The following is a 21,933-nucleotide window of genomic DNA, read 5'->3' as shown; positions in this document are numbered from 1 at the left end:
CGCCGCTCAGCGGGCCCTTGCGGGTTCATCCCAGTGGTTCTGCTCCTGCCAGATGGCACGTAAGGGTTCACCCTGCCCGCAAAAGTGATCCTCAGTCAGGTCGCAAGCCCAGATCCTGTCCGTCCTGAAATGACGGAATCCATTCCTCAATTCGCACCACGCAGCAAGCATCGTGCATTCGATGTGGTAGATCAAAGCCACCGGCCGGACGATCCGTTCGGTCCGGTCGCCTTTGGAATTGACATAGGTGATGCGGATCTTGCGTTCATCGCGAATGGCTTCGCGGTAATTCACCACCGGAACACAGCCCTTGGCCGGGTCGTCCTTGGGTGCTCCCCATGGCGCGACCTGCAACCAATCGGCAGGCGCACGCAGGGCCTCGATCTTGCGACACACCCGGTCGGCGGCCTGTTGCAGGGTGCTGTCACCGGTGCGCGCCAGCATCGACAGGCCAACCCACAGCGCCTCGACCTCTTCCGCGTCGAAATTCAGCGGGGGTAGGTCATAGCCCCGCCGCATCAGGTACCCAACCCCGGCCTCACCCTCAATCGGGGTCCGCTGGGCCTGCAACGCCGCGATGTCGCGATACACCGTGCGCGTGGACACCTCGAGCTTCTCCGCCAGGGCGTCGGCCGTCACCGGGGCCTCTGCGGCGCGCAGAATCTGAATGATTTCAAACAGGCGGGTTGAGCGGCGCATCGGTGTCTCCGGCTAATCTGCTGACACTCTAGCATACCCCCCTGACAAGGTGGTGTCAGGAGTGATGGGCGAGGCTGAAGAACAAATGAAAGGAGACCCACCATGCCAAGCCTCGACAATCATGTAATGATGACCCTGCAACTGGGCCGCTGGTCACAGGACCACCGCCTGCGCGCCTTTGAAATCGAGCGCGAAATCATGGCCGCCCGTTGCCCCAAGGCCCCCAGAAAACGCAGCAGACGGTTTTCGCTGGGCAATCTGAAGTTGTTGTGGACCAGCCCGGCCTAGGCTCAGAAATCCGCCTTGGCGCGAAATTTCATCGCAACCCCGCCTTCGGGGTTCTTCAGGCGCAGTTCTTCTGAGTGCAGCATCAGGCGCGGAAAATCGCGCGCTGCCCCTTCAGCATAGAACGGGTCACCCAGTATCGGGTGACCCAGCGCCAGCATGTGAACCCGCAGTTGATGTGACCGACCCGTCTTGGGAAACAGGCGCAGGCGGGTCGTCTCGCCTTCATACTTGACCACACGCCAGTCGGTAACGGCTGGCTTGCCCGTCTCGTGACACACCATCTGCCGCGGGCGATTGGGCCAGTCCACGATCAGCGGCAGATCGACGGTTCCGGCCTTGGGTTCAACCCGTCCCCAGACACGTGCAACATAGGTTTTCCGCGTCTGGCGGTTCTCGAATTGCATGCTCAGATGACGCTGTGCATGCGGGGACTGGGCGAAAACCATCACACCTGATGTATCTCGATCCAATCGATGCACCAGCAAGGCCTGCGGAAACGCTGCCTGCACCCGCGTTAACAAGCAATCGGACAGATGCGCACCGCGCCCCGGGACCGACAACAATCCCGAGGGTTTGTTCACCACAATCAGCTGCGCATCTTCGTACAGAACATCCAGCGGCGTCTGTGGGGGATCGTAAGTCTCAGTCATGCGGGCTGCCTAACGCAGCGCGCCACTTCCCGCAACGTCGTCCTTGCCTGCTGCGCGGCGTTCGGCAACTCTTGCGCGAGATTCACAGGAGACCACATGCACCCGACGATCAAACGCATGCAAGAAGTTGTTGCCAAGGGCGACGAAACCCTGATTCAGGAGCTACTGGCCGAGGACGTCCAGTTCATGCCACCCACCTATTACAGCACTTGGACTGGCCGCGCGCCTGTGGCCGCTGTTCTGGGCCATGTCGGACAAGTCTTCAACGATTTCAGCTATCGCAGGGTCATGGGTAGCGGCAATGATTGGGCGCTTGAGTTTCAGTGCAAAGTTGGTGATCTCGATGCGGTCGGCACGGATTTGATCACCCTGAACGAAGACGGGCTGATCCAGAAATTCGAAGTCGTGATGCGCCCGTACAAAACAATCGGTGCGCTGCGCGAGGCCATGATGGCCCGCGTCATGACTGACCCCCGCTTTCTCGAGTACAAAAACGCACTGAGCTGACGATGCCCGCCCCAATTGCCTCGGATCAGGTTTTGCGCGTGCCTTTGCTGCCGGTTCTGGCGGCGCAGGCTTTGTCCGTCCGCCGCAGTGTCCGGCTGCTACCGGAACCCAGTGGCCCGCGTGAAGGGCGCTCGGGGCGGGGACCTCGGCTTCGACTGCTGATCACGGGCGACAGTTCTGCCGCGGGTGTCGGGGCCGGAACGCAAGCGCAGGCACTGTCCGGGCAACTCGTGGCCCGGCTGGCAATACATTACACGGTCGAATGGCGGCTCGAGGCAACAACGGGGCACACCACTCAGGACGCGATTGATCGGCTACGCCAGCTGAACGGCCAATTTGATGTGGCTATCACCGCTCTTGGCGTGAATGACGTCACACGCGGCGTAACGCGGAAGCGTTTCTTGCAGCGACAGACCCAGTTGCTGGACCTTCTGACCGGGCAACTGGGAAGCCGCCGTGTCATTGTCACAGCCGTTCCGCAAATGAACCTGTTTCCGGCGTTGCCGCATCCTCTGGCATGGGCCCTGGGTCGTCAGGCCACCCGGCTGGACCAAGCGTTGCAACAAGCCGCCGGAGGTTTCCCCCAAGCAAGGCATCTGGCATTGGACCTGCCGGAAGATCCCGCTCTGGCTGCACCGGACGGGTATCATCCCAGCCCGAAAGCCTATGCGCTCTGGGCGGACGAAGCCGCCCGCTTGCTGCGTCAGGTCTGAGCCCTGATCTGCCGGATCATCGGAATCGAGTAGATCACCAAGGCGGCCCAGATCAACGGAAACGCGATCATGCGGCCTCGATCAATCTGTTCACCAAACACCGTGATGGCTGTGATGAATATCATGGTGGGCGCGATGTATTGCAGAATACCCATCGTCGAAAGGCGGACCAGCTTGGCACCGTTGGCGTAGACGAGCAGCGGCACGGCAGTCACCACCCCGGCTGCAGCCAACATCGCAGTGTCCGTTACTCCCACCCCGAAATGACCAGTTCCCTGCACACCCAGCCAAGTGACATAGACCAGCGCCGGAATCAGCAGGATCAATACCTCTAGCAGAAACCCCTGATTAGGCCCGATAGGCAGCGACCGCTTGAAAAAAGCATAAAATCCCCATGTCACCATCAACCCCAGCGCGGCCCAGGGCAGGCTTCCAGCCTCAATAATCAGAACCAGCACCCCAAGGCCCGCTATCGCCACGGCCACCAGTTGGGTTCTGGTCAACGGTTCACGCAACAAAATCGCCCCTAAAGCGATGCTGAACAACGGGTTGATGTAATAACCCAACGCCGCATCCAGCGCATTGCCGCTGGCAATCGCCCACACGTAAATAGCCCAATTCACAGAAATCAATGCAGCCGTCAGGGCCGCCATTCCCAGCATTTTGGGATTCGCCAACGCCGCCTTCAGATCGCGGGTGCGTCCCAATGCCACCAGCAGCAGCCCCGCTATGGGGACTGACCAGATGATGCGATGCGAAACAATCTCAACCGGCCCGACATGCGCCATGGCCTTCATATAGAGCGGCAGAAAGCCCCATAGAACATAAGCCGTCACGGCCAGCGCCAATCCTTTTGGCGTATCCGCGTTATTCGGTGGTACGGGGGTTTCTGCCACGGTGGGTCTCCGATTGATACCGTATTCCTCTACGGTAATTCAGACCGGGTTGGAAACCGCTAAAACTGTGAAGCAGGTCATCAAGATATCTGATAGGTCATGCTGGAATGCACATGATTATTTCATGAGGTTTTGCATCGCGATCCGGGATACTTTGGCCAGATGAAAAAATGATCTCCTGCTTCATCTGACCAAAAATAACCGGGTGGGGACAGAGCCCCCACGCCGTGTCATCTATCAGACTTTGACGCGCTCGGACTTCGGGTCATACATCGGCCTAAGCGATGCCTCTGCCTTGACCTTCACGCCGCAAACGTCGATTTCATAGGTCGATGCCAGTACATCAGCGGCTTTTTCGCCTTCGCAGGGCACGTAACCCAGACCAATGGCGCCACCCAGCGTATGGCCGTAGTTACCCGAGCTGAGATAGCCCACATATTCACCATCCCGAACGATCGGCTCATTGTGGAACAGCAAAGGTTCGGCATCGGTCAGCTTGAACTGTACCAGACGGTTCTTGGGCCCGCTTTCCTTGCGTGCAATCACCGCCTCGCGCCCGATGAAATCGCTGCCTTTGTCGATCTTGACTGCAAAGCCCAGACCCGCATCGACCACGTGATCCTCACAGGTAATATCGTGGCCGAAGTGACGGAAGCCTTTTTCGATCCGGGCGCTGTCCATCATATGCATGCCGCACAGCTTCAGCCCCATATCCTGCCCCGCTTCGTGCAGGGTTTCGAAGACGTGACCGGCCATATCCGAGGAGACATAGATCTCCCACCCAAGCTCGCCGACATAGGTGACCCGATGCGCACGGGCCAGACCCATTCCGATCTCGATCTCTTGCGCCGTGCCAAACGGGTTGGTCGCGTTGGTGAAATCGTTGTGCGAGACCTTTTCAAGAAGCGCACGAGCATTTGGTCCCATAACGGCCAGAACCCCCTCACCCGCTGTGACATCGGTGATGACGACGTTGAAGTTGCCCGCATGGCGCTGCATCCATGTCTGGTCCGCCAAACGGGTCGCCGCTGGTGTCACGACCAGATAGGCGGTCTCGGTCAGGCGGGTGACCGTCACGTCCGCCTCAATCCCACCCGCGCGGTTGAGGAACTGAGTATAAACGATCTTGCCATTCGGCACTGAATAATCGCCGCCACCGATGTAGTTCATAAACGCTTCGGCATCGGGGCCATCGACGCGAATTTTGCCGAAAGAAGACATATCGTACATGCCGACATTTTCGCGCACGGCGCGGTGTTCGGCGGCCGAATTTTCGAACCAGTTCTGGCGTTTCCAGCTGTACTGGTATTCCCGCTCCTGACCTTCGTTGGCGAACCAGTTGGCACGCTCCCAACCGGCCAGTTCACCCATCACGGCACCTTGTTCCAGCAAATGGTGATGGAACGGTGTCCGACGCACGCCACGTGCGGTGGCCTTTTGGCGATAGGGGAAATGGTCTGCATACAGCAGGCCCAAAGTTTCTTTCGAGCGTTCGAACAAGTACTGCTTGTTGCCTTGGAACGGTTGCATCCGGCTGACGTCCACGTCGCCCAGATCAAAGGGTTTTTCGCCTGTATCCATCCACTCAGCCAGCGCCATGCCCGCGCCTCCGGCGGACTGGATACCGATCGAGTTGAAGCCGGCGGCAACCCAGACATTGTCCATCTCTGGCGCCAGGCCAAGGTGATAGGCGTCATCGGGTGTGAAGGATTCCGGGCCATTGAAGAAAGTATGAATACCGGCCTCGGCCAGCAGCGGCACACGCTCGACGGCTTTTTCCAGGATCGGTTCAAAGTGGTCGAAATCTTCCTGAAGCTGGTCGAACTCGAACGATTCCGGGATGCCGTCCATCGCCCAGGGCTTTGACTCCGGTTCGAATGCGCCCAGCAGGATTTTACCCGCATCTTCCTTATAATAGGCGTACTCATCCGGCACCCGCAGCACCGGTAGTTGGGTCATGCCGTCGATATTCTCGGTGACGATATAGAAGTGCTCACAGGCGTGCAGTGGCACGTTGACACCAGCCATGCGGCCAACCTCGTGACCCCACATGCCGGCGCAGTTCACGACCATATCACATTCGATATGCCCCGAGGCGCTGCCATCGTCGGCAACCCAGTCGACGCCGGTGACCTTGCGGCCCTGCTTGCCGATATCGGTGACTTTCACGCGTTCCTTGACGATGCCGCCCCGCTGACGCGCGCCCTTGGCCAGGGCCAACGCGATGTTCGCCGGATCGCCTTGCCCGTCCAGCGGCAGGTGGACCGCGCCTTTGACACCTTCGAGATTTAGATGCGGGTATAGCTCCTGTACGCGTTCGTTTGAGATCTCTTCGACCTCGACACCAAAGGCGCGGGCCATGGCTGCCTGACGATAGATCTCTTCCTTGCGCTCTTCGGTCAGAGCAACCGTAATCGAGCCGTTGCGTTTGAAACCAGTGGCCACACCGGTCTCTTCCTCAAGCGAGCCATAAAGTTCCTGACTGTATTTCGCCAGTTTGGTCATATTCGCCGTTGCACGCAGTTGCGCAATCAGGCCAGCGGCATGCCATGTAGTCCCGCTGGTCAACTGCTTGCGTTCAAGCAGCACAACGTCATTCCAGCCTTTTTTTGTCAGGTGATACGCAACCGAGCATCCGATAACGCCGCCGCCGATGATGACCACTCGGGCCTTGTTGGGAAGATCAACCATCCTGAAATCTCCGCTGTGTCAGGTTTGCGCCAAGCTGCCATGAAAGACCGACAGAAAATGCACGAAAACCGTCACAGCATCCGTGATTTTCACCTATGTGACGCCGATCGTTTTTCCCGTCGAATGACGAATGGCGTGACGCCGAAGAAGCTTTTGTAAACCGAGGAAAACCCATTGGGGAATCCGCACGCTAGGCCGATTTCACGCACGCTCATCGTTGTGTTCAACAGCAAGTTATTGGCCTTCGCCAAACGCATCTCGCGGTAGAACCCGTTGGGCGTCGTGCCGAAAAAGGTTTTGAACTTACGCTCAAGCGACCGGTTCGAAAGGTGCAATGATTCGACGATCTGGTTGATCGGAAGGGGGTCTTCTATGTTGGCCTGCATCAGCTTGATGCACTGGTCCAGCTTAGCATCCCCGGTGGCCGTCAGTTGGGCCCCGGAAAAAGGCTGCATCGATGAAAAATCGCGGATGTTTTCATGCAGCATGATATCGGCCACCGTCATCTTCGCCGGACCCGAGATGTGGCGTCCGATGACCGCAAGGGCCACGTCGGTTGTCGCTTCCATCCCGGCGCAAGTCACCACCGCGCCCTGTTCCGTGGCAATGGACAGTTTCGCGTCGAATCGCGCTCCGCGTTCGCGCAGAAACGAGGCGTTTTCCCAATGGGTTGCCATATCCTCGGTGCCGTGTTCATCGATATAACGGCTGGCGGCTTCGGCCAGCAGAAATACCTTGGCCCCGCGAAAGGTATAATCGGTCACGACCCGCCCCAGTGAAAGGTCGGGATGATCCGGGTCTGAATTGCCAATAACAAACATGTAATCCGCCCTGGGCTGCGCCGGTACGAGTTCGGTCTGGATCATCGCTTCGCTGCTGCTGAGAACCGGACCACCCTTCAACGAGCGGTAGGAATAGGTGAACGGAGGATTTGGGCATACCCGGTTGGCCAGCCGCAGAACCTCGACCAGCGAGGCCAGTTCAAGCAGCACATATCCCGGCGCAACCAGAATGTCGAAATGCAATTGTGTCGTCGGGGATGAGTTGTCAGTTACTTTGCCCACCACCTTCTCCTCAGACGATCTGATGACCGGCGGCGCGCAGCCGGTCAGCCAATGTTTCGATGTGATCCGGGCCTACCTCGCAGCAGCCCCCAACGATGGTCGCCCCTTGCGCCACCCAGGCCAAGGCGTGATTGGCATAGGCGTCTGGCCCCAGGTCCTGACGCTGTTCCAGCGCGTCCACAGTGGGCGCGTCTTCCAGAAACTCTTGCGTAATCCCGGTGAACCCGTTGGCATAGGCCCCAAACGGGCACCCCAGTTGAGCGACAATTTCCAAGGCAGCAGGTACAGCTTCGGGGCGCGAGCAGTTGATCAGAACGGCCTCGGGCGCAAAGCGTGCCACCAACGGGCCGATATCCGACAGCGCCTCACCCGCGCGCAAGCGCGTGCCATCACCATCCATTACGGACAGCGCCAGCCAAACCGGTTTGCCGCCCTGCGCAGTGCCGCGCAAAGCTCCTTCGGCTTCCTGCACCGAGGACACGGTTTCAATCAGGAACAGATCGACACGATCTGCCATCATACCCACAAGCTCGGCGAACTTCTCAGCCGCTTCCTCGACATCTGGGTTCAGATCCGGCCGGTACGAGGCCAGCAAAGGACCAAGCGCTCCGGCAATACGACCACCGCCGGTCCCGCGCGCCAGTTGCGCCTGCGACAAGGCGGCGTCGAGCAGTTCGGGCAGTTGGCCTTCGATCCCTTCACGCACCAGCCGCGACCGGTGCACCGCGTAGGTATTTGTTGTCGCAATCGTCGCCCCCCGCCGGAAATAATCGGCGTGAACGTCCCCAACCAGTTCGGGATGATCCATCATTACACGGGTCGACCACAGGGGCGTGGGCTGGTCACCGCTGCGCTTGACCAGCTCTTGCCCGATAGAACCATCCAATAGTGTGATATTCGCCATGTTTCGACCTTTTCAGGGAATCAGAACAAGTTTGCCCGGAAACGCCTTGGATTGAAAATCTGCCTGCGCGGCCGCGATGTCAGCCAGTGGGTAAGCTTTTGAAATCAAGGGTCTTATCCGCCCGGCATTAATCAGTTCAATCAATCGGCCAAACACCTCAAACCCCTGATGGGTGCAGCCATGAATGGTGATGTCACGCAGATACACGTCACGCAGGTCAGCCTGGACGATGGGGCCAGCTATTGCTCCGGAAACAGCGTAGTGCCCACCAGGCTTCAGCGCCAAGATCAGGCCGGGCCACGCCGGGCCACCCACCACGTCGATCACAACGTCGAACGTATCCACCGGCAGTGATGCGTCGCGGTCATAAGTACCTGCGGCACCCTGACTTTTGACCACCTCTGACTTGCTGGGGCTTGTGACGCCCCAAACAGTTGCCCCCCGCAGGGCGGCCAGTTGAACCGCCGCCAGACCAACCCCGCCAGACGCCCCAGTGATCAGCACCTTTTGTCCCGAGGTCACGCCTGCGCGTGTCAGCAGGTTTTCAGCGGTTCCGAATGCGCAGGGGATCGCCGCAATTTCCACGTCTGACAGGGGCGAGGCACTTACGTCGTAAAGGTCAACCGCCTCAACCAGGCAATATTGCGCAAAAGCGCCGTCCAACTCCGATCCCAAAGCAATGAAACCTGTTGCTTTGCCTGGTCTCGGACGTGGCAGGTTTATTGGGCAGGTCACCCGTTGGCCCAACTGAAACCAGGTGTCCGGTCCGACCTGCTCTACGATACCGCACAGATCGCCGCCCTGAATGCGCGGGAACTGTAGCGCCCCGCCCCAGCCGCCGGCCTCGACATCCTGATCGACATCATCGGTGGCTTCCGTCACCTCAGAAGAGTACCACCCGACCCGCGTATTGATATCAGTGTTGTTCACCCCTGCGGCGGCAACCCGAACCAGAACCTGCCCTGATCCCGGCACAGGAACTGGTATGTCATCACGCCATTCCAGCGCCTCTGGCCCGCCATGACGGGTCAGATAGACGCCGGACATGAATTTGGGTGGTGCCATCCTCAGCTGCCTTCAGTTCTGATCGTCGGGATGCGGCGGAACGGGACCCATCGGAATGATATCGTTACGGGTGTTGAGTTCAGCCATCTTAGCTTCGTCGGCAAAATCGGCCTCATCCATCGTCGCCAGTTCCGCCAAAAAACCATCAAAGCCTGAGGGCTGAAAGATCATGAGCATTTTGGCGGGCGCCTGCCCTGCCACGCGGCAGGCGTGCGGCTCACCCGGAGGAACATGCATTGTGGTGCCAGACCCGCAGCGATGCCAATCGCCATCGACGTAGAAATCCACCTCTCCTTCCAGAAAGTAGAACGTCTCGGCATGGCTGTCATGGCGATGAAGGCCAAGCGCGAAGCTGGCCTTCAGATTATCTTCCATGAGCGTGTAAGCACCATCTGTGTCCTGACCGGACACCTTGACGAAGGTGTGGTCATTCTCCCAGTCATAGTTGGGGCCCTCCCCGGGTCCCAATTTGGCGTATCGTTTGCTCATGGCGGTCTCCGCAAGAGGTTAAGCGCGCAACCGCTCGTTCTCGGGATCCCAGAGCGGCTGATCCTTCTCTACCACAGCCCGGCATCTACGACCGTAGATTTCCACCTCAAGCTCGGTGCCTGGATTTGCTAGCTCGGTTTTGATCATGCCCAGCGCGACGGATTTTCCAATGCGGTAGCCCCATGCGCCCGAGGTTGTCTCGCCCACAATCTCGCCGTTCTGCCAGATGCAGGACATATACGGCGCGTCGCAATCGCCTGCTTCTACGGTCAGGGTGACAAAGGACTTTTTCACCCCTTGCTGTTTTTCGTTCAGGATCGCAGCCTTTCCGGGGAAGTCCTGCGGTTTGTCCAGCTTGACGAACCGCCCGAGCCCGCCTTCAAGCAGCGAATAATCGGTCGACAGATCACCCTTCCACGCGCGATAGCCTTTTTCGATGCGCAGCGAGTTCAGGGCGTACATCCCAAACGGCTTGGCACCGGCCTCGATGATGGCGTCATAGATCGCGGGCATGTGCTCGTTCTGGGCATGGACTTCCCAACCCAGCTCCCCGGCAAACGAAACGCGCACCAGATAGGCTGGTTGCCCCGCCACGGTCGCCGCCTGATGGGTCAGCCAGCCCGTGGACAGGTCCGCATCGGTCAAACCCGACAGAATGTCGCGCGATTTGGGTCCGGTGACGATCAGCGTGTCGCGGGTGGTGGTGACATCCTCAACGCTGACACCAGCGAGCATCGCGTTTACCAGAATGTCCCGGTCATGCCATTGCGCCGTTGCAGCGGTGATCATCATGAACTCGTCCTCACCCAGTCGAATGCAGGACATTTCGGTCAGAATGCGGCCACGGTCGTCAGAGACATAGATGAGGTTCATCCGACCGACCTTCGGCAACCCACCGGTTGCGAGGCCGCGCAACGCCTCCGCGGCGCCCTCTCCCTTGACCATGAAGCGCGAGAAGCCTGGCAAATCTAACACGCCACAATGATCTCGCACGGCCTCGCATTCTTCTTGAATTCGCTGCTCCCATGGGCCGGACCGGCCCCAGGTATGGGTAGCATCCAGCGATATGTCATCGCCCGGCTGCGCAAACCAGTTGGCGCGCTCCCAGCCGTTATAGGCCCCCATTACACCTCCCAGCGCCTTGACCTTGTCATGCACCGGCGACAGCTTCTTGTCGCGCGCGGCTGGCCATTCGTGGTGGGGGAAATGCATGGCGTATTCGTTGCCATAAACTTCCAGACCCTTTTGGTTGCAGTAATCCTGATCAGTGTAATCGGTGTAGCGGCGCGGATCGACGGCCCACATGTCCCATTCGGTGTGGCCATCGACGATCCACTCGGCCAACACCTTGCCCGCACCACCGCCTTGCGCAATGCCGAAGGTAAAGGTGTGCGCCTCAAACGCATTTTTCACACCCGGCATCGGGCCTATCAGTGGCAAACCGTCCGGCGCATATGGGATCGGGCCGTTGATCACGCGACCAACACCCGAGGTAGCCATCAGCGGCACCCGCTCCATCGCGTCGGTGACGATGTCCTCGATCCGATCCAGATCGTCATTCCACAGCTGGAAGCTGAAATCCTCAGGCATCGGGTCATCTTCGGTCATCCAGTGGCCCTTGCAGTTGGGCTCGTACGGGCCGAGGTTGAAGCCGTTCTTTTCCTGGCGCAGGTAGTAGGAAATATCCACGTCGCGCAGCAGTGGCAGCTTCTTACCACCATTTTCCTTGGACCATGCCTCGACCTCGGGCACTTCGTCGGTCAGCAGATATTGGTGGCTCATCACCATCGCCGGAACCGTACGGCCGCCAAAAGGCTTGAACCATTCGCCTACACGTTGGGCATAGTACCCCGCAGCGTTGACCACATAGTCACAGGCGATGTCTCCCTTTTCGGTGTGCACGGTCCAGGAACCATCATCATGCTGCGTCACGCCGGTCGCAGGCGAAAAACGAAGTATTTTCTGGCCCATGTCGCGCGCGCCCTTGGCCAGCGCCTGCGTGAGCTGTGCGGGGTCAATATCGCCATCACTCGGATCAAACAGCACGCCCTCAAGATCATGCGTTTCAAGGAACGGATAGTGCTCCTTGGCTTGTTCCGGCGTCCACATCTCCATCTCGATGCCCTGATAACGGCCCATGGCGCAGGCGCGTTCGAATTCCTGCATCCGCTCTTTGCTATGCGCCAGACGGATTGAACCCGAGACGTGGTAGTTCATCGGATAGTCGACTTCTTCGGCCAGACGCGAATACAGCTCGGTCGAATAGCGCTGCATGTTCATGATCGCCCACGAGGTCGAAAAAGTCGGCACGTTGCCAGCGGCATGCCAGGTCGACCCTGCGGTCAGTTCGTTCTTTTCCAGCAGAACGCAATCGGTCCAGCCTTTCTTGGCCAGATGGTACAGCGAGGATACCCCCACTACCCCACCACCGATGATAACCACGCGGGCTTTTGTCGGAAAATCACTCATAGGTCTTGATCCCTGTTACTGTGCCCGTTGGGGCAGATCGTCTGTGATGTCGTAGTAATCGCCCTTGTCGGTCACAAAGATATGCCGGGCGAGGTGCAATCCGGTTGGCGCGTCCAGCGCCCCCATGGAAATTGAAATCGTGTCCTCATCATTGTGCTGCCAGAAAAGGAACGATCCGCAGGCGCTGCAAAACCCACGCCTTGCGATGTCCGATGCGCGATACCAGTTGAGCGTGTCGCTTGCGGTGAAACTCAGATTGTCCTGGTGGGTCGATGTCGATGACCAGAAATGGCCCGATTGCTTGCGGCACTGGCCGCAATGACAGGCCGAGGGCGGCGACAGGTCACCCTCGATGTTAAACGCGACCGCGCCACAGAGGCAGGAACCGGTATGCATATGATTACCCCCTTGCTGCGGGCGTAGAGCTAGCCCCCAGCAACACGCCGTAGATGATGAAGCAGGTCGCCATGACACGGCGGACCCAGATGTTGAAAACCGCCCCCAGCGCGGCCTTGCCCATCACCGCTCCCAACAGGGTAAACCCGGTGTAGCTGAGCGTCGTGATGACCAAAGCCGTTGGCATGATGACCGTCATCTGCTGCCAGATCGGCACGTTGGGCTGCACGAATTGCGAAAAGGCGGCAAGGTATCCGGCCACACTTTTGGGGTTGATCGTCGCCACTGCCAGCGCGTGCAGATAAACGTGCCGCGCAGGCCGCTCCGAGGCCGGGGCCGGCCGCGAGGCGTTCATCCACCCGCGGACTCCGACCCAGACCAGGAACCCTGCGCCCGTCAGTTTGGCGACAAAGAACCCGGTCGGAGACGCGGCGATCAACGCCGTCACTCCCAGCGCCGACAGGATCAGAAACGCGCTGGCCTGTGTCAGGATCGCCAGCACACCCAGCATCGCTTTGGGAAACGGCAGGCTCATACCGTTTGAAATGCAATTCACCGCGTTCGGCCCCGGAGTGGTTACGAACACCACCCAGAACAGCGCGAATATGGTCCAGGCTTCGAAGCTCATCAGTACACCGGCGGGGCAATGACCCAGACGGCCACGGCGGGCTCGTCATACGGGTTGGCCCATTGATAGGGCTCGTGCTTGATGCGGAAACTGTCGCCCGGCCCCACCGTGAACTGGTGGCTGCCTATTGTCAGGTCCAGTCGGCCAGAAATCATGTAGCCAACCTCTTGCGTCGGCCGGTTGGCCGGTTTCTGCATTTCGGATCGAGGCTCAAAGGTGGAATGCACCATTTCGAAGTCGTCCGTCAGATCGGGTGAAAGTAGTTCCTCGATCAATCCTTCCTCACCTGAACCCATAGGGCGGCGCGTTCCAGCGCGTACGACATAGCCCTGCTCAACCGCAGGCACCGAAGAATGCGCGAACAGCATCGACATCGGCACACCCAAGCATTGTGCAATCTGGCGCAGGTCCGAGATCGAGGGGTCCGACATATCCCGTTCAACCTGACTGAGCCACCCGACCGAGCGGTTCAGCCGTGTGGCGATCTCGGTCAGCGTCAGACCGCGTGCCTTTCGCAGCGCGCGGATATCCGCACCAAGTGTCGCGCTGTTAGGGGCTTGGCTGTTCATGGCCGCTCCGAATCTGGTGAAATTTTCCTCTCGTTTTTCACGATGACGCAGAATCATGAAATTTCCAAGGGTTTTTTCATTTACTCTGGGCAACGTGCCCGGTTATTCCTGCGACATGTGGATTGCAGTGATCTATCTTTGGGTGATCAACACCCTGACTCTGTTGGTTTTTGCCTGGGATAAGTTCCGGGCGCGACGTCGCAAACGCAGAGTCCCAGAACGCCGCTTATTGTGGCTGGCTGCGCTTGGCGGCAGTCCTGGAGCTGTATTGGGGAGTTGGATGTTCCGGCACAAAACCCGCAAGCGCGGGTTTTCTTTGGCACTGCTTGGGATAGGATCAACCCAAGCAGCCGCATTTTTTTTCGTCGTGGCGAGTTTATGATTGCCTACGACTTAAGCGTGGTTGATGACCCAATCCACAATACTATAGCCGCAAGTTTTCTCGACAAAGAACAACCCGCAAAACAGTGCCAGAGCTAGTCCGATGATGAACGACGCGACTAGGATTCTGACCGCAGAACTGTTTTTCTCTGTGGCCCCTTCTACCCAAATAACGCCTCTTCCCGCGAGACCGGCGAAACCCATCGTCATCAAGACTATGCCGACATACGGCACTGAACTGCTGTTCGAGCACACAAAACTCGCCATCAAGATAAATGCCGAAACGATTGCCGCAAGCGAAGACAGAAAGGCTAAGGCTTTCAGCGTGGTTTCATTGGTTAGATCGTCTGCGTCAGAGATGTTATTTTCCATAGTGAGATTCTTCTTGTTTTAGAGAGCCGCCAAATACTGCGTGAACAACGCAAATACAATCAGAAAGATAGCGGAAACAGAAAACCTCCATTTAAAGTAAAACATTCTTCGCTGGCTGTTTGGATATATTTCTCCTCGTTGGAAACTTCTCTGCAAAGTCTACCACGTAGTTTGTTCAGCACCCGAACACACCTGAAAGAATGTCGCCCAGCCTTTCAGCGTCTTCGCCATTAAATGCGTCCGGCTGGTTGCTGTCGATATCAAACACGGCAATCACATCGCCCGATGCATCCTTAACCGGCAGCACCAATTCCGACCGCGTGGACGAGGCACACGCGATGTGGCCCGGAAACGCATCCACATCTGGGACCAGCTGCACCTCTCCGGTCCGCGCGGCGGCGCCGCACACGCCACGTTCAAACGGGATGACCAAACAGCCATGCCCGCCCTGATAGGGGCCGATTTTCAACAAACCCGGCTCGGTGACTCGATAGAACCCGGTCCAGTCAAAACGGTCGTCGGCATGGTGCACCTCACACGCGACCGTCGCCATCAGGGCAACCGCGTCGGTTTCGCCCTCGGTCAGGGCGGCGATAGTCTTGGCAAGCGTGTCGTAATCGGCTGTCATGGTCATGCTCTTTTGCGAAACTATGCGTCCGAGTATTTGGAAATAGATGAAGCGTCAAACACGTTCGATCGCAATCGCTGTCCCCTCACCACCGCCAATACAGATCGCAGCCACACCGCGTTTGAGGTTCCGTTTTTCCAACGCATTCAGCAACGTGACCATGATCCGCGCGCCCGACGCCCCAATCGGATGCCCCAACGCGCAAGCCCCGCCATTCACGTTCACCTGTTCTCGCGGCAGTCCCATCTCGTGCATGAAAGCCATCGGCACCACCGCGAAGGCTTCGTTGACCTCCCAAAGGTCGACGTCATCCTTGGACCAACCGATATTCGACAGCAGCTTTCGGGCTGCCGGAACCGGAGCAGTGGTAAACAAACCAGGGGCCTGCGCGTGGCTGGCATGACCAACGATACGGGCGCGAACCGTAAGCCCCTGTGCCTCGGCGGCCTCGGCTGACGCCAGAACCAACGCGGCTGCCCCATCGGAAATCGACGAGGAATTGGCCGCTGTCACCGTGCCATCCTTGCGAAAAGCGGGCTTCAGCGATGGTATCTTGTCCGGCCGTGCGGATTGCGGCTGTTCATCCTCTGCGTAAGAGACCTCACCCTTTCGGGTACGGGTGACAACCGGAGCGATCTCGGCGTCAAATGCGCCATTTTCCTGCGCCGACAGAGCATTGGATAACGATTTTAGCGCGTATTCATCCTGGGCCTCGCGCGTGAACTGAAAGGCTTCGGCGCAATCCTCGGCAAAAGTGCCCATCAAGCGGCCTTTGTCATAGGCGTCCTCGAGCCCGTCCAGAAACATGTGATCGACCACCTGACCATGCCCGATACGTGCGCCCCCACGCATCTTGGGCAAAAGATATGGCGCGTTCGTCATGCTCTCCATACCACCCGCAATCATCGTGCCCGCATAGCCCAGTGCGATCTGATCAAAGGCTATCATCGCGGCCTTCATACCGGATCCGCACATCTTGTTCAGCGTCGTGGCGGGCACTTCTTCGCCCAATCCTGCCGCAAATCCCGCCTGTCGCGCCGGGGCCTGCCCCTGCCCGGCGGGCAGAACGCAGCCCATCAATACTTCATCAACAGTTTCAGTGCCTGCACCCTTCAACGCAGCGCGGATGGCAGTTCCGCCCAGTTCAGCGGCGGCGATGCCATCGAACATTCCCTGAAATCCACCCATCGGTGTGCGGGCCGCCCCGGCGATTACTACCTGCTTCATCGCGATGCTCCTTTAGTTTTCCTTTGTGATGGATACCGAATGGTAAGAATTGCCGTCTAGCGTATTTCTACCAGTGATTTCAGATTAAAGGACCGTCGCGCATGGCCCTGACCAGCACAACAACCGACGCAACCCAGATCATCAAGGTTCATTCCGACCGGATTGACGCGGCAATGGCCATTCAGTTCAAGGAAGACATGCGCAACGAAGCCGAAGGAGGGGCCGCGCGCGTTGTGCTGGATTTAACCGGCGTCGAATTCATTGATTCCAGCGGATTGGGCGCGATCGTCGCGTCGATGAAGCAGCTTGGCAGCGACCGCAGGCTGGATCTGGCCGGTTTGCAACCTTTTGTCGAAAAAGTTTTTCGGCTGACCCGAATGGACACGGTGTTCAAACTGTATCCCACGTTGGATGACGCCCTGTCGGCGACCTTGGATTGACCTCAGGATTTTCTGAATAGGCGCGATGCCCATGAGCAACGGCAAGTGTGTAGATCTGAGCTTTGCTGCCACCGAGTCTGAGGCTAGTACAGGGATCGCTCAGCTTAGCCAGGGACTAGCGGCGCACGGCCTTCCGGCACACAAAGCGGGCGATGTAAAAATTGCACTGGCCGAAGCGATCAACAATGTGATCGAACACGCCTATTCCGACATCACACCGGCCAGAGTGAAGGTGCGTTGCCGTCTACACCATAATTGGCTGGACATCCTGATCTCGGACACCGGCAACCCGCTGCCGGGGCTGCGGGTGCCCGACGGCGTTCCCGCACCGCTCGGATCATCCCTAAATGAATTGCCAGAAGGGGGATTTGGCTGGTTTCTGATCCATGAACTGACCAGCGATATCCGCTATGAACGCAGCGACGGCTGCAACAGACTGTCGCTACGATTTGATTTCCCTGCGCCTGCCTAAGGGCAAGAAAAGGTCACAATAAGGCCCAGATCGAACCATTGTCGCGCCGCAAACAAGGGGCAAAACGTTAACTGTAGCTCAGATAGCTTCCCTCGGCGCCGTGCTTCACAGCCCCCACCCAGTGAGCGGCGTCGAGGAACTTCCCCTTGATTTGACTGGACAACCACAGACCGCGCGATACCTTCGGCGCGTTCTAGGGGGAAAAGCATCATGCGGGATTTTCACACTCCGGGTCGGTCCGAAGTTCTGGCGACCGAAGGCATGTGCGCCACATCTCATCCTCTGGCGGCAAAAGTAGCCGTCGACATCCTGATCCAAGGCGGCAACGCAATGGACGCCGCCATCGCAGGGGCTATTCTGTTGGGTATCTGCGAACCGCAGATGACCGGTCTGGGTGGAGATTGCTTTGTGCTGTTCAACCGAGCTGGCGAAAACACGGTTCGAGCGCTGAACGGTTCCGGCCGTGCGCCAGTCGCAGCCGACGCAGACAAATTGCGGGCACAGGGGCTGACATCGGTGCCGCTGAACACGGCGGATGCCGTGACCATCCCCGGCGCTGTTGATGCGTTTTGCCATCTGGCGGAAACCGAGGGCAGGCTGGGTCTCGACGCTATTTTACAGCCAGCTATTCACTATGCCGAAGTCGGCATACCTGTTGCCCCACGCGTGTCTTTAGACTGGAAAATAGGCGCGGATACCCTGCAAGGCGCAGGGCGGACGCACTACCTAATCAATGACAAAGCACCAGAAGCCGGACAGATGTTCCGGTCCCCTGGCCAAGCCGAAGTGTTGCGCCAGATCGCCCGGAACGGTCGGGATGCGTTTTATTCCGGCGACATTGCCATCGACATGATCGCAGCGCTGACCCAACGGGGCGGGGCTCATACAGCCGAGGATTTCTTGACCACCGCATGTGCGGAGACCACGCCCGTCAGTGGAAATTATAAAGGGCTGGAGCTGGTCGAACATCCACCCAACGGCCAGGGGGCCACGGCAATTTTGTTGCTGAATATTCTCAAAAACTTCGACCTTGCCGGGATGGACCCGTTTGGGGCTGAACGCACCCATATCGAAGCCGAGGCCTCGAAACTCGCGTATGATGCCCGCAACCGCTTCATTGCCGACCCTGATCACACGAAGCATGCTGACCGATTTCTGGATCAGGAAGTGGCCGACACTCTAGCAGAACTGATCGATCCGAAACGTGCAATGCCTGCGGCCGAACCGTTGACCGAAGCCATCCACAAAGACACCGTGTACATCACTGTGGTGGACCGGGATAGGATGGCGGTGTCGCTGATCTATTCTATCTTTCACAGCTTCGGATCGGGGATCGCGTCCGAAAAATATGGCATTCTGCTTCAAAACCGCGGCGCAGGGTTCACTTTGCAAGCGGGCCATCCGAACGAATTAGGTGGCGGAAAACGCCCTATGCACACCATCATTCCCGGCGTTTTGAAGCAAAACGGCAACGTCCTGATGCCGTTCGGTGTGATGGGTGGTGCATTTCAACCCACCGGTCACGCCCGGTTTGTGTCAAACCTGACCGATCACGGTTTGGGCCTGCAGGCCAGCGTCGACGCCCCCAGAGCCTTTGCGGACAAGGGGATTTTGAAGCTGGAACGCGGAATTCCGCGCACGGTTGCTCAACAATTAAGCGAAATGGGCCACACCGTTGAAATACCAGAGACACCGCTCGGCGGAGCACAGGCCATACGAATCTGTGAAGACGGCGCGCTTTGGGGCGCAAGTGACCCACGAAAAGACGGATGCGCACTTGGGTATTAAAACGCGCGCGCGCCTTCCAGAAACCTCAGTTCAAGTGGACATGCAATGGATATGCGCCGTTTTCAAACGGGCCGAACATATCGGGGATATCCGGGTGCTCAACCGGCTCACCGGACTGATCAGCTACCAGATTTTGTTCAGAAACATAAGCAACATAGAAGGATTGGTCGTTTTCCGCCAACAGATGGTAGAATGGCTGATCCTTCACCGGACGGCTGTCCTCGGGGATTGCCAGATACCATTCTTCCGTGTTTGAAAATTCCGGGTCCACATCAAAAATCACCCCTCGGAAGGGATGTTTTTTGTGGCGAACCACCTGACCCAGACGGTACTTGGCATTTGTTTTCAGCATTGCTTCTGCCCCCAATGAACTTAGTACCGCTTTCCGGCCGGAAATGCCAATCATTGATCCGAAATTAAGGGAAACAGTCTGTGAACCTCTTGCTGACAGTGTTCGAAATTGTGGCGCCGGTATTTCTTCTGGCCGGAATTGGGTTTGCCTGGGTTCGACTTGGATTCGAGTACCGTCTGCAGTTCGTCACCCGTTTTGCCATGACCCTTGCCGTACCCAGCCTGATCTTTGTCGCGTTGATGCAAACGGACATTCCCGGAGGAGATCTATCGCGTTTCACCGTCGCGACGATTGCCGCCAATCTGGTCATGGCCGGGGTATTCTGGCTGATCGTCCGGGGGCTTGGGTTGGATCAGCGTACCTACCTGTCACCGTTGATTTTCGGGAACACGGGTAATCTGGGCCTGCCTCTGTGCATGTTTGCCTTCGGTCAGGCAGGGTTGGGATACGCGGTTATCTTTTTATCCGTCACAGCGTTGTTTTCGTTCACCTACGGCATCTATCTGGTCGCCGGTAAGGGGGCCTTTGGCAAAGTTGTGCGGGAGCCGATGGTTTGGGCCACACTTCTGGGCGCACTGTTCCTGTGGCGTGGCTGGGAAACACCTTTGTTTCTGACCAACACACTAAGCCTGTTGGGTCAGATGGCGGTGCCGCTGATGCTGATTACTCTGGGGGTTGCGGTAGCCCGTTTAACAACGCATCGGTTGGGTCAGGCGGTCTGGCTTTCGGCCCTCAAACTGGTCGTGTGTTTTGCGCTGGGCTGGGCCGTTGCATTGGCCTTCGACCTCGAGGCCGTGGCCTTTGGCGTTCTGGTGCTGCAGATGTGCACCCCCGTGGCCGTAACCTCGTATCTGCTGGCCGAGCGGTTTGAGGCCGATTCCGACGCCGTCGCAGGCATGGTCATGGTCTCGACGGCACTGTCCGTTGGCGCATTGCCTCTCATTCTAGCTATTGTTTTGTAACGATTGTGATTTCCTAAACGCTCAATCTGCGCTAGAATAAAGAAAAAAGGCACGAGGCACATGAGCAGAATTCTTATCGTACTCTTCGGGGTGCTGCTTTTGGCATCCTGTGGTGGTGGCTCTAAACAGCCACCCAGCAAGCTGAATGACGCGTGCAGTATTGCGCGCGAACGGCCGCATTACATGAAGGCTTTCAAAAGTACAGAACGCAAATGGGGTGTTCCGATCCATGTTCAGATGGCGACGATCTATCAGGAAAGCCGCTATAAGCACGATGCGCGCACACCGCATAAATATGTTCTGGGCGTGATCCCGATGGGTCGCCAAAGCAGCGCCTATGGCTATGGTCAGGCGCTGGACGGCACCTGGGAACAATACCAGAAAGAAACCGGCAATCGGCGCGCCAAGCGGGACCGTATCCGCGACGCTTCCGATTTCATCGGCTGGTACATGAACAAAAGCTATGAGCGGAACGGGATTCATCCCAGCGACACACGCAACCAATACTTGGCCTATCATGAAGGCCATACCGGTTACGCCCGTGGCAGCCACTATGGTAAAACGTGGCTACTGAATGTCGCTAATGACGTGGATGCCCGCGCCAAACTATATCAGGCGCAGCTGTCCGGTTGTCGCCATTGATGGTTTAGTAGCGGGTCAGCGATTGCCTGACCCGCTTCTCTTCGACTTGGAAAACAGATCGTTGCTGAGGTTTCCGCCGGTATTCAATTGACCCAGCAAGACTGTTGTCTGACTGCCTGCATTGTCGTGAATAACCCATTTGCGCAGCTCAACCGGATTGTCGGTGAACATCAACTCGATCCGTCCGGAATCGGGGTTTTTCGGATCCTGCGCGGTGACGACCGTGGCCGTGCCATCAAAATCGTGACCCACCACCATATTCGCCTGTCCCAGATTCACGTTCCGCGCCAGCACCAGTGACAGGGGCGTACGCTTCAGCGGGTATTGCTCGGGCGGTTGGTTGGATTTCGGGTCGAATATCTGAACGGTGCCAGCACGCGCCAACACAACGGCACTGCTGGGCGGGTCGTATTCGAACCGCATCTTTCCGGGGCGCTCCATCCACAGCTTGCCGGTGCTCAGCGAGCCGTCGTCATTAACCTGGGTGAATGTTGTCTCAACGGTTTTCAGGCCGTTGAGATAGTTTGAAATCTGCGACAGCGGCAGCTTGTCGGCGGCCCAGGCCGCTGGTGCGGCCAATGTCAGGGCAAGGGCAAAAGCAATCTGTTTCATGAGGTATCAGATAGGCGCTTTGCCCTTGT

At 58.0% G+C, this 21,933-nt stretch carries 26 protein-coding genes; 9 read left to right on the top strand and 17 right to left on the bottom strand.

Features of this window, described 5'->3' with window-relative positions:
* Window positions 1–6 precede the first annotated feature (6 nt).
* A complete protein-coding gene (locus tag ACR0IY_RS19990) occupies window positions 7–699 on the bottom strand; it encodes a helix-turn-helix transcriptional regulator (RefSeq protein ID WP_480676476.1) in 693 nt (230 codons plus the stop codon).
* A gap of 102 nt (window positions 700–801) precedes the next feature.
* On the opposite strand from ACR0IY_RS19990, the gene ACR0IY_RS19985 reads away from it, so the two are divergent.
* On the top strand, window positions 802–987 hold the full coding sequence (locus ACR0IY_RS19985; RefSeq protein ID WP_480676474.1) for a hypothetical protein: 186 nt from the start codon (window positions 802–804) through the stop codon (window positions 985–987).
* Between the two features lie 2 nt (window positions 988–989).
* Here the strand turns inward: ACR0IY_RS19985 and ACR0IY_RS19980 are convergent, their stop codons facing one another.
* Window positions 990–1,637: an RluA family pseudouridine synthase gene (locus tag ACR0IY_RS19980; RefSeq protein WP_480676472.1), complete on the bottom strand. Its 648-nt coding sequence runs from the start codon at window positions 1,635–1,637 to the stop codon at window positions 990–992.
* Between the two features lie 96 nt (window positions 1,638–1,733).
* Between ACR0IY_RS19980 and ACR0IY_RS19975 the strand changes: the two genes are divergently transcribed.
* Window positions 1,734–2,144, top strand: a complete 411-nt coding sequence (locus ACR0IY_RS19975; protein WP_480676470.1) for a nuclear transport factor 2 family protein — start codon at window positions 1,734–1,736, stop codon at window positions 2,142–2,144.
* Between the two features lie 2 nt (window positions 2,145–2,146).
* Window positions 2,147–2,857, top strand: coding sequence for an SGNH/GDSL hydrolase family protein (locus ACR0IY_RS19970; protein ID WP_480676468.1), 711 nt, complete (start codon window positions 2,147–2,149; stop codon window positions 2,855–2,857).
* On the opposite strand, the gene rarD is transcribed toward ACR0IY_RS19970, so the two are convergent.
* The 10 genes from rarD to ACR0IY_RS19920 all read right to left on the bottom strand — a co-directional run bounded on the left by rarD (window position 2,848) and on the right by ACR0IY_RS19920 (window position 14,028).
* Window positions 2,848–3,753 carry an EamA family transporter RarD gene (gene rarD, locus ACR0IY_RS19965; RefSeq protein WP_480676467.1) on the bottom strand — a complete coding sequence of 302 codons (906 nt, stop codon included), beginning with the start codon at window positions 3,751–3,753 and terminating at the stop codon, window positions 2,848–2,850. The genes ACR0IY_RS19970 and rarD overlap by 10 nt on opposite strands.
* Before the next feature lie 237 nt (window positions 3,754–3,990).
* Window positions 3,991–6,444, bottom strand: coding sequence for a GcvT family protein (locus ACR0IY_RS19960; protein WP_480676466.1), 2,454 nt, complete (start codon window positions 6,442–6,444; stop codon window positions 3,991–3,993).
* A gap of 89 nt (window positions 6,445–6,533) precedes the next feature.
* Window positions 6,534–7,508 (bottom strand): GlxA family transcriptional regulator, encoded by a 975-nt coding sequence (locus tag ACR0IY_RS19955; RefSeq protein WP_480676465.1) that lies wholly within the window; start codon window positions 7,506–7,508, stop codon window positions 6,534–6,536.
* A 10-nt stretch (window positions 7,509–7,518) separates the two neighbouring features.
* Window positions 7,519–8,412 carry a homocysteine S-methyltransferase family protein gene (locus ACR0IY_RS19950; RefSeq protein WP_480676463.1) on the bottom strand — a complete coding sequence of 298 codons (894 nt, stop codon included), beginning with the start codon at window positions 8,410–8,412 and terminating at the stop codon, window positions 7,519–7,521.
* A gap of 12 nt (window positions 8,413–8,424) precedes the next feature.
* The gene (locus tag ACR0IY_RS19945) at window positions 8,425–9,477 is read right to left on the bottom strand and encodes an alcohol dehydrogenase family protein (protein WP_480676461.1); all 1,053 of its coding nucleotides are present in this window, start codon (window positions 9,475–9,477) and stop codon (window positions 8,425–8,427) included.
* 12 nt (window positions 9,478–9,489) lie between these two features.
* Window positions 9,490–9,966, bottom strand: coding sequence for a cupin domain-containing protein (locus tag ACR0IY_RS19940; protein ID WP_480676459.1), 477 nt, complete (start codon window positions 9,964–9,966; stop codon window positions 9,490–9,492).
* An 18-nt stretch (window positions 9,967–9,984) separates the two neighbouring features.
* A complete protein-coding gene (locus ACR0IY_RS19935; protein WP_480676457.1) occupies window positions 9,985–12,435 on the bottom strand; it encodes a GcvT family protein in 2,451 nt (816 codons plus the stop codon).
* Between the two features lie 15 nt (window positions 12,436–12,450).
* Window positions 12,451–12,831, bottom strand: coding sequence for a GFA family protein (locus tag ACR0IY_RS19930; RefSeq protein WP_480676455.1), 381 nt, complete (start codon window positions 12,829–12,831; stop codon window positions 12,451–12,453).
* 4 nt (window positions 12,832–12,835) lie between these two features.
* Entirely contained in the window at window positions 12,836–13,459 is a 624-nt protein-coding gene (locus tag ACR0IY_RS19925) for a LysE family translocator (RefSeq protein ID WP_480676453.1), read from the bottom strand.
* Complete coding sequence (locus ACR0IY_RS19920; protein WP_480676451.1) at window positions 13,459–14,028, bottom strand: helix-turn-helix domain-containing protein; 570 nt, start codon at window positions 14,026–14,028, stop codon at window positions 13,459–13,461. Before ACR0IY_RS19920 ends, ACR0IY_RS19925 begins: the two co-directional genes overlap by 1 nt.
* Before the next feature lie 55 nt (window positions 14,029–14,083).
* Between ACR0IY_RS19920 and ACR0IY_RS19915 the strand changes: the two genes are divergently transcribed.
* Window positions 14,084–14,410 carry a DUF1294 domain-containing protein gene (locus ACR0IY_RS19915; protein ID WP_480676450.1) on the top strand — a complete coding sequence of 109 codons (327 nt, stop codon included), beginning with the start codon at window positions 14,084–14,086 and terminating at the stop codon, window positions 14,408–14,410.
* A gap of 11 nt (window positions 14,411–14,421) precedes the next feature.
* On the opposite strand, the gene ACR0IY_RS19910 is transcribed toward ACR0IY_RS19915, so the two are convergent.
* From ACR0IY_RS19910 to ACR0IY_RS19900, 3 genes are all read right to left on the bottom strand, one after another.
* On the bottom strand, window positions 14,422–14,781 hold the full coding sequence (locus tag ACR0IY_RS19910) for a hypothetical protein (protein WP_480676448.1): 360 nt from the start codon (window positions 14,779–14,781) through the stop codon (window positions 14,422–14,424).
* Window positions 14,782–14,956: 175 nt separating this feature from the next.
* Entirely contained in the window at window positions 14,957–15,409 is a 453-nt protein-coding gene (locus tag ACR0IY_RS19905) for a GAF domain-containing protein (protein WP_480676446.1), read from the bottom strand.
* Window positions 15,410–15,463: 54 nt separating this feature from the next.
* Window positions 15,464–16,636, bottom strand: a complete 1,173-nt coding sequence (locus ACR0IY_RS19900; RefSeq protein ID WP_480676444.1) for a thiolase family protein — start codon at window positions 16,634–16,636, stop codon at window positions 15,464–15,466.
* Window positions 16,637–16,737: 101 nt separating this feature from the next.
* On the opposite strand from ACR0IY_RS19900, the gene ACR0IY_RS19895 reads away from it, so the two are divergent.
* From ACR0IY_RS19895 to ACR0IY_RS19885, 3 genes are all read left to right on the top strand, one after another.
* Window positions 16,738–17,076, top strand: a complete 339-nt coding sequence (locus ACR0IY_RS19895) for an STAS domain-containing protein (RefSeq protein WP_480676442.1) — start codon at window positions 16,738–16,740, stop codon at window positions 17,074–17,076.
* 31 nt (window positions 17,077–17,107) lie between these two features.
* A complete protein-coding gene (locus tag ACR0IY_RS19890) occupies window positions 17,108–17,548 on the top strand; it encodes an ATP-binding protein (protein ID WP_480676440.1) in 441 nt (146 codons plus the stop codon).
* Between the two features lie 210 nt (window positions 17,549–17,758).
* Window positions 17,759–19,336: a gamma-glutamyltransferase family protein gene (locus tag ACR0IY_RS19885; RefSeq protein ID WP_480676438.1), complete on the top strand. Its 1,578-nt coding sequence runs from the start codon at window positions 17,759–17,761 to the stop codon at window positions 19,334–19,336.
* Window positions 19,337–19,361: 25 nt separating this feature from the next.
* On the opposite strand, the gene hspQ is transcribed toward ACR0IY_RS19885, so the two are convergent.
* On the bottom strand, window positions 19,362–19,688 hold the full coding sequence (gene hspQ, locus ACR0IY_RS19880; RefSeq protein WP_480676436.1) for a heat shock protein HspQ: 327 nt from the start codon (window positions 19,686–19,688) through the stop codon (window positions 19,362–19,364).
* An 80-nt stretch (window positions 19,689–19,768) separates the two neighbouring features.
* On the opposite strand from hspQ, the gene ACR0IY_RS19875 reads away from it, so the two are divergent.
* Window positions 19,769–20,650 carry an AEC family transporter gene (locus ACR0IY_RS19875; RefSeq protein WP_480676434.1) on the top strand — a complete coding sequence of 294 codons (882 nt, stop codon included), beginning with the start codon at window positions 19,769–19,771 and terminating at the stop codon, window positions 20,648–20,650.
* Between the two features lie 60 nt (window positions 20,651–20,710).
* Window positions 20,711–21,292 (top strand): transglycosylase SLT domain-containing protein, encoded by a 582-nt coding sequence (locus ACR0IY_RS19870; RefSeq protein WP_480676432.1) that lies wholly within the window; start codon window positions 20,711–20,713, stop codon window positions 21,290–21,292.
* Window positions 21,293–21,307: 15 nt separating this feature from the next.
* Here the strand turns inward: ACR0IY_RS19870 and ACR0IY_RS19865 are convergent, their stop codons facing one another.
* On the bottom strand, window positions 21,308–21,904 hold the full coding sequence (locus tag ACR0IY_RS19865) for a LolA family protein (RefSeq protein WP_480676430.1): 597 nt from the start codon (window positions 21,902–21,904) through the stop codon (window positions 21,308–21,310).
* Window positions 21,905–21,933 lie beyond the last annotated feature (29 nt).

It is taken from the genome of Ruegeria sp. BC1 (assembly GCF_056539305.1).
The sequence above is the reverse complement of the archived record's forward strand: the minus strand, read 5'-3'. Positions and strand labels throughout refer to the sequence as shown.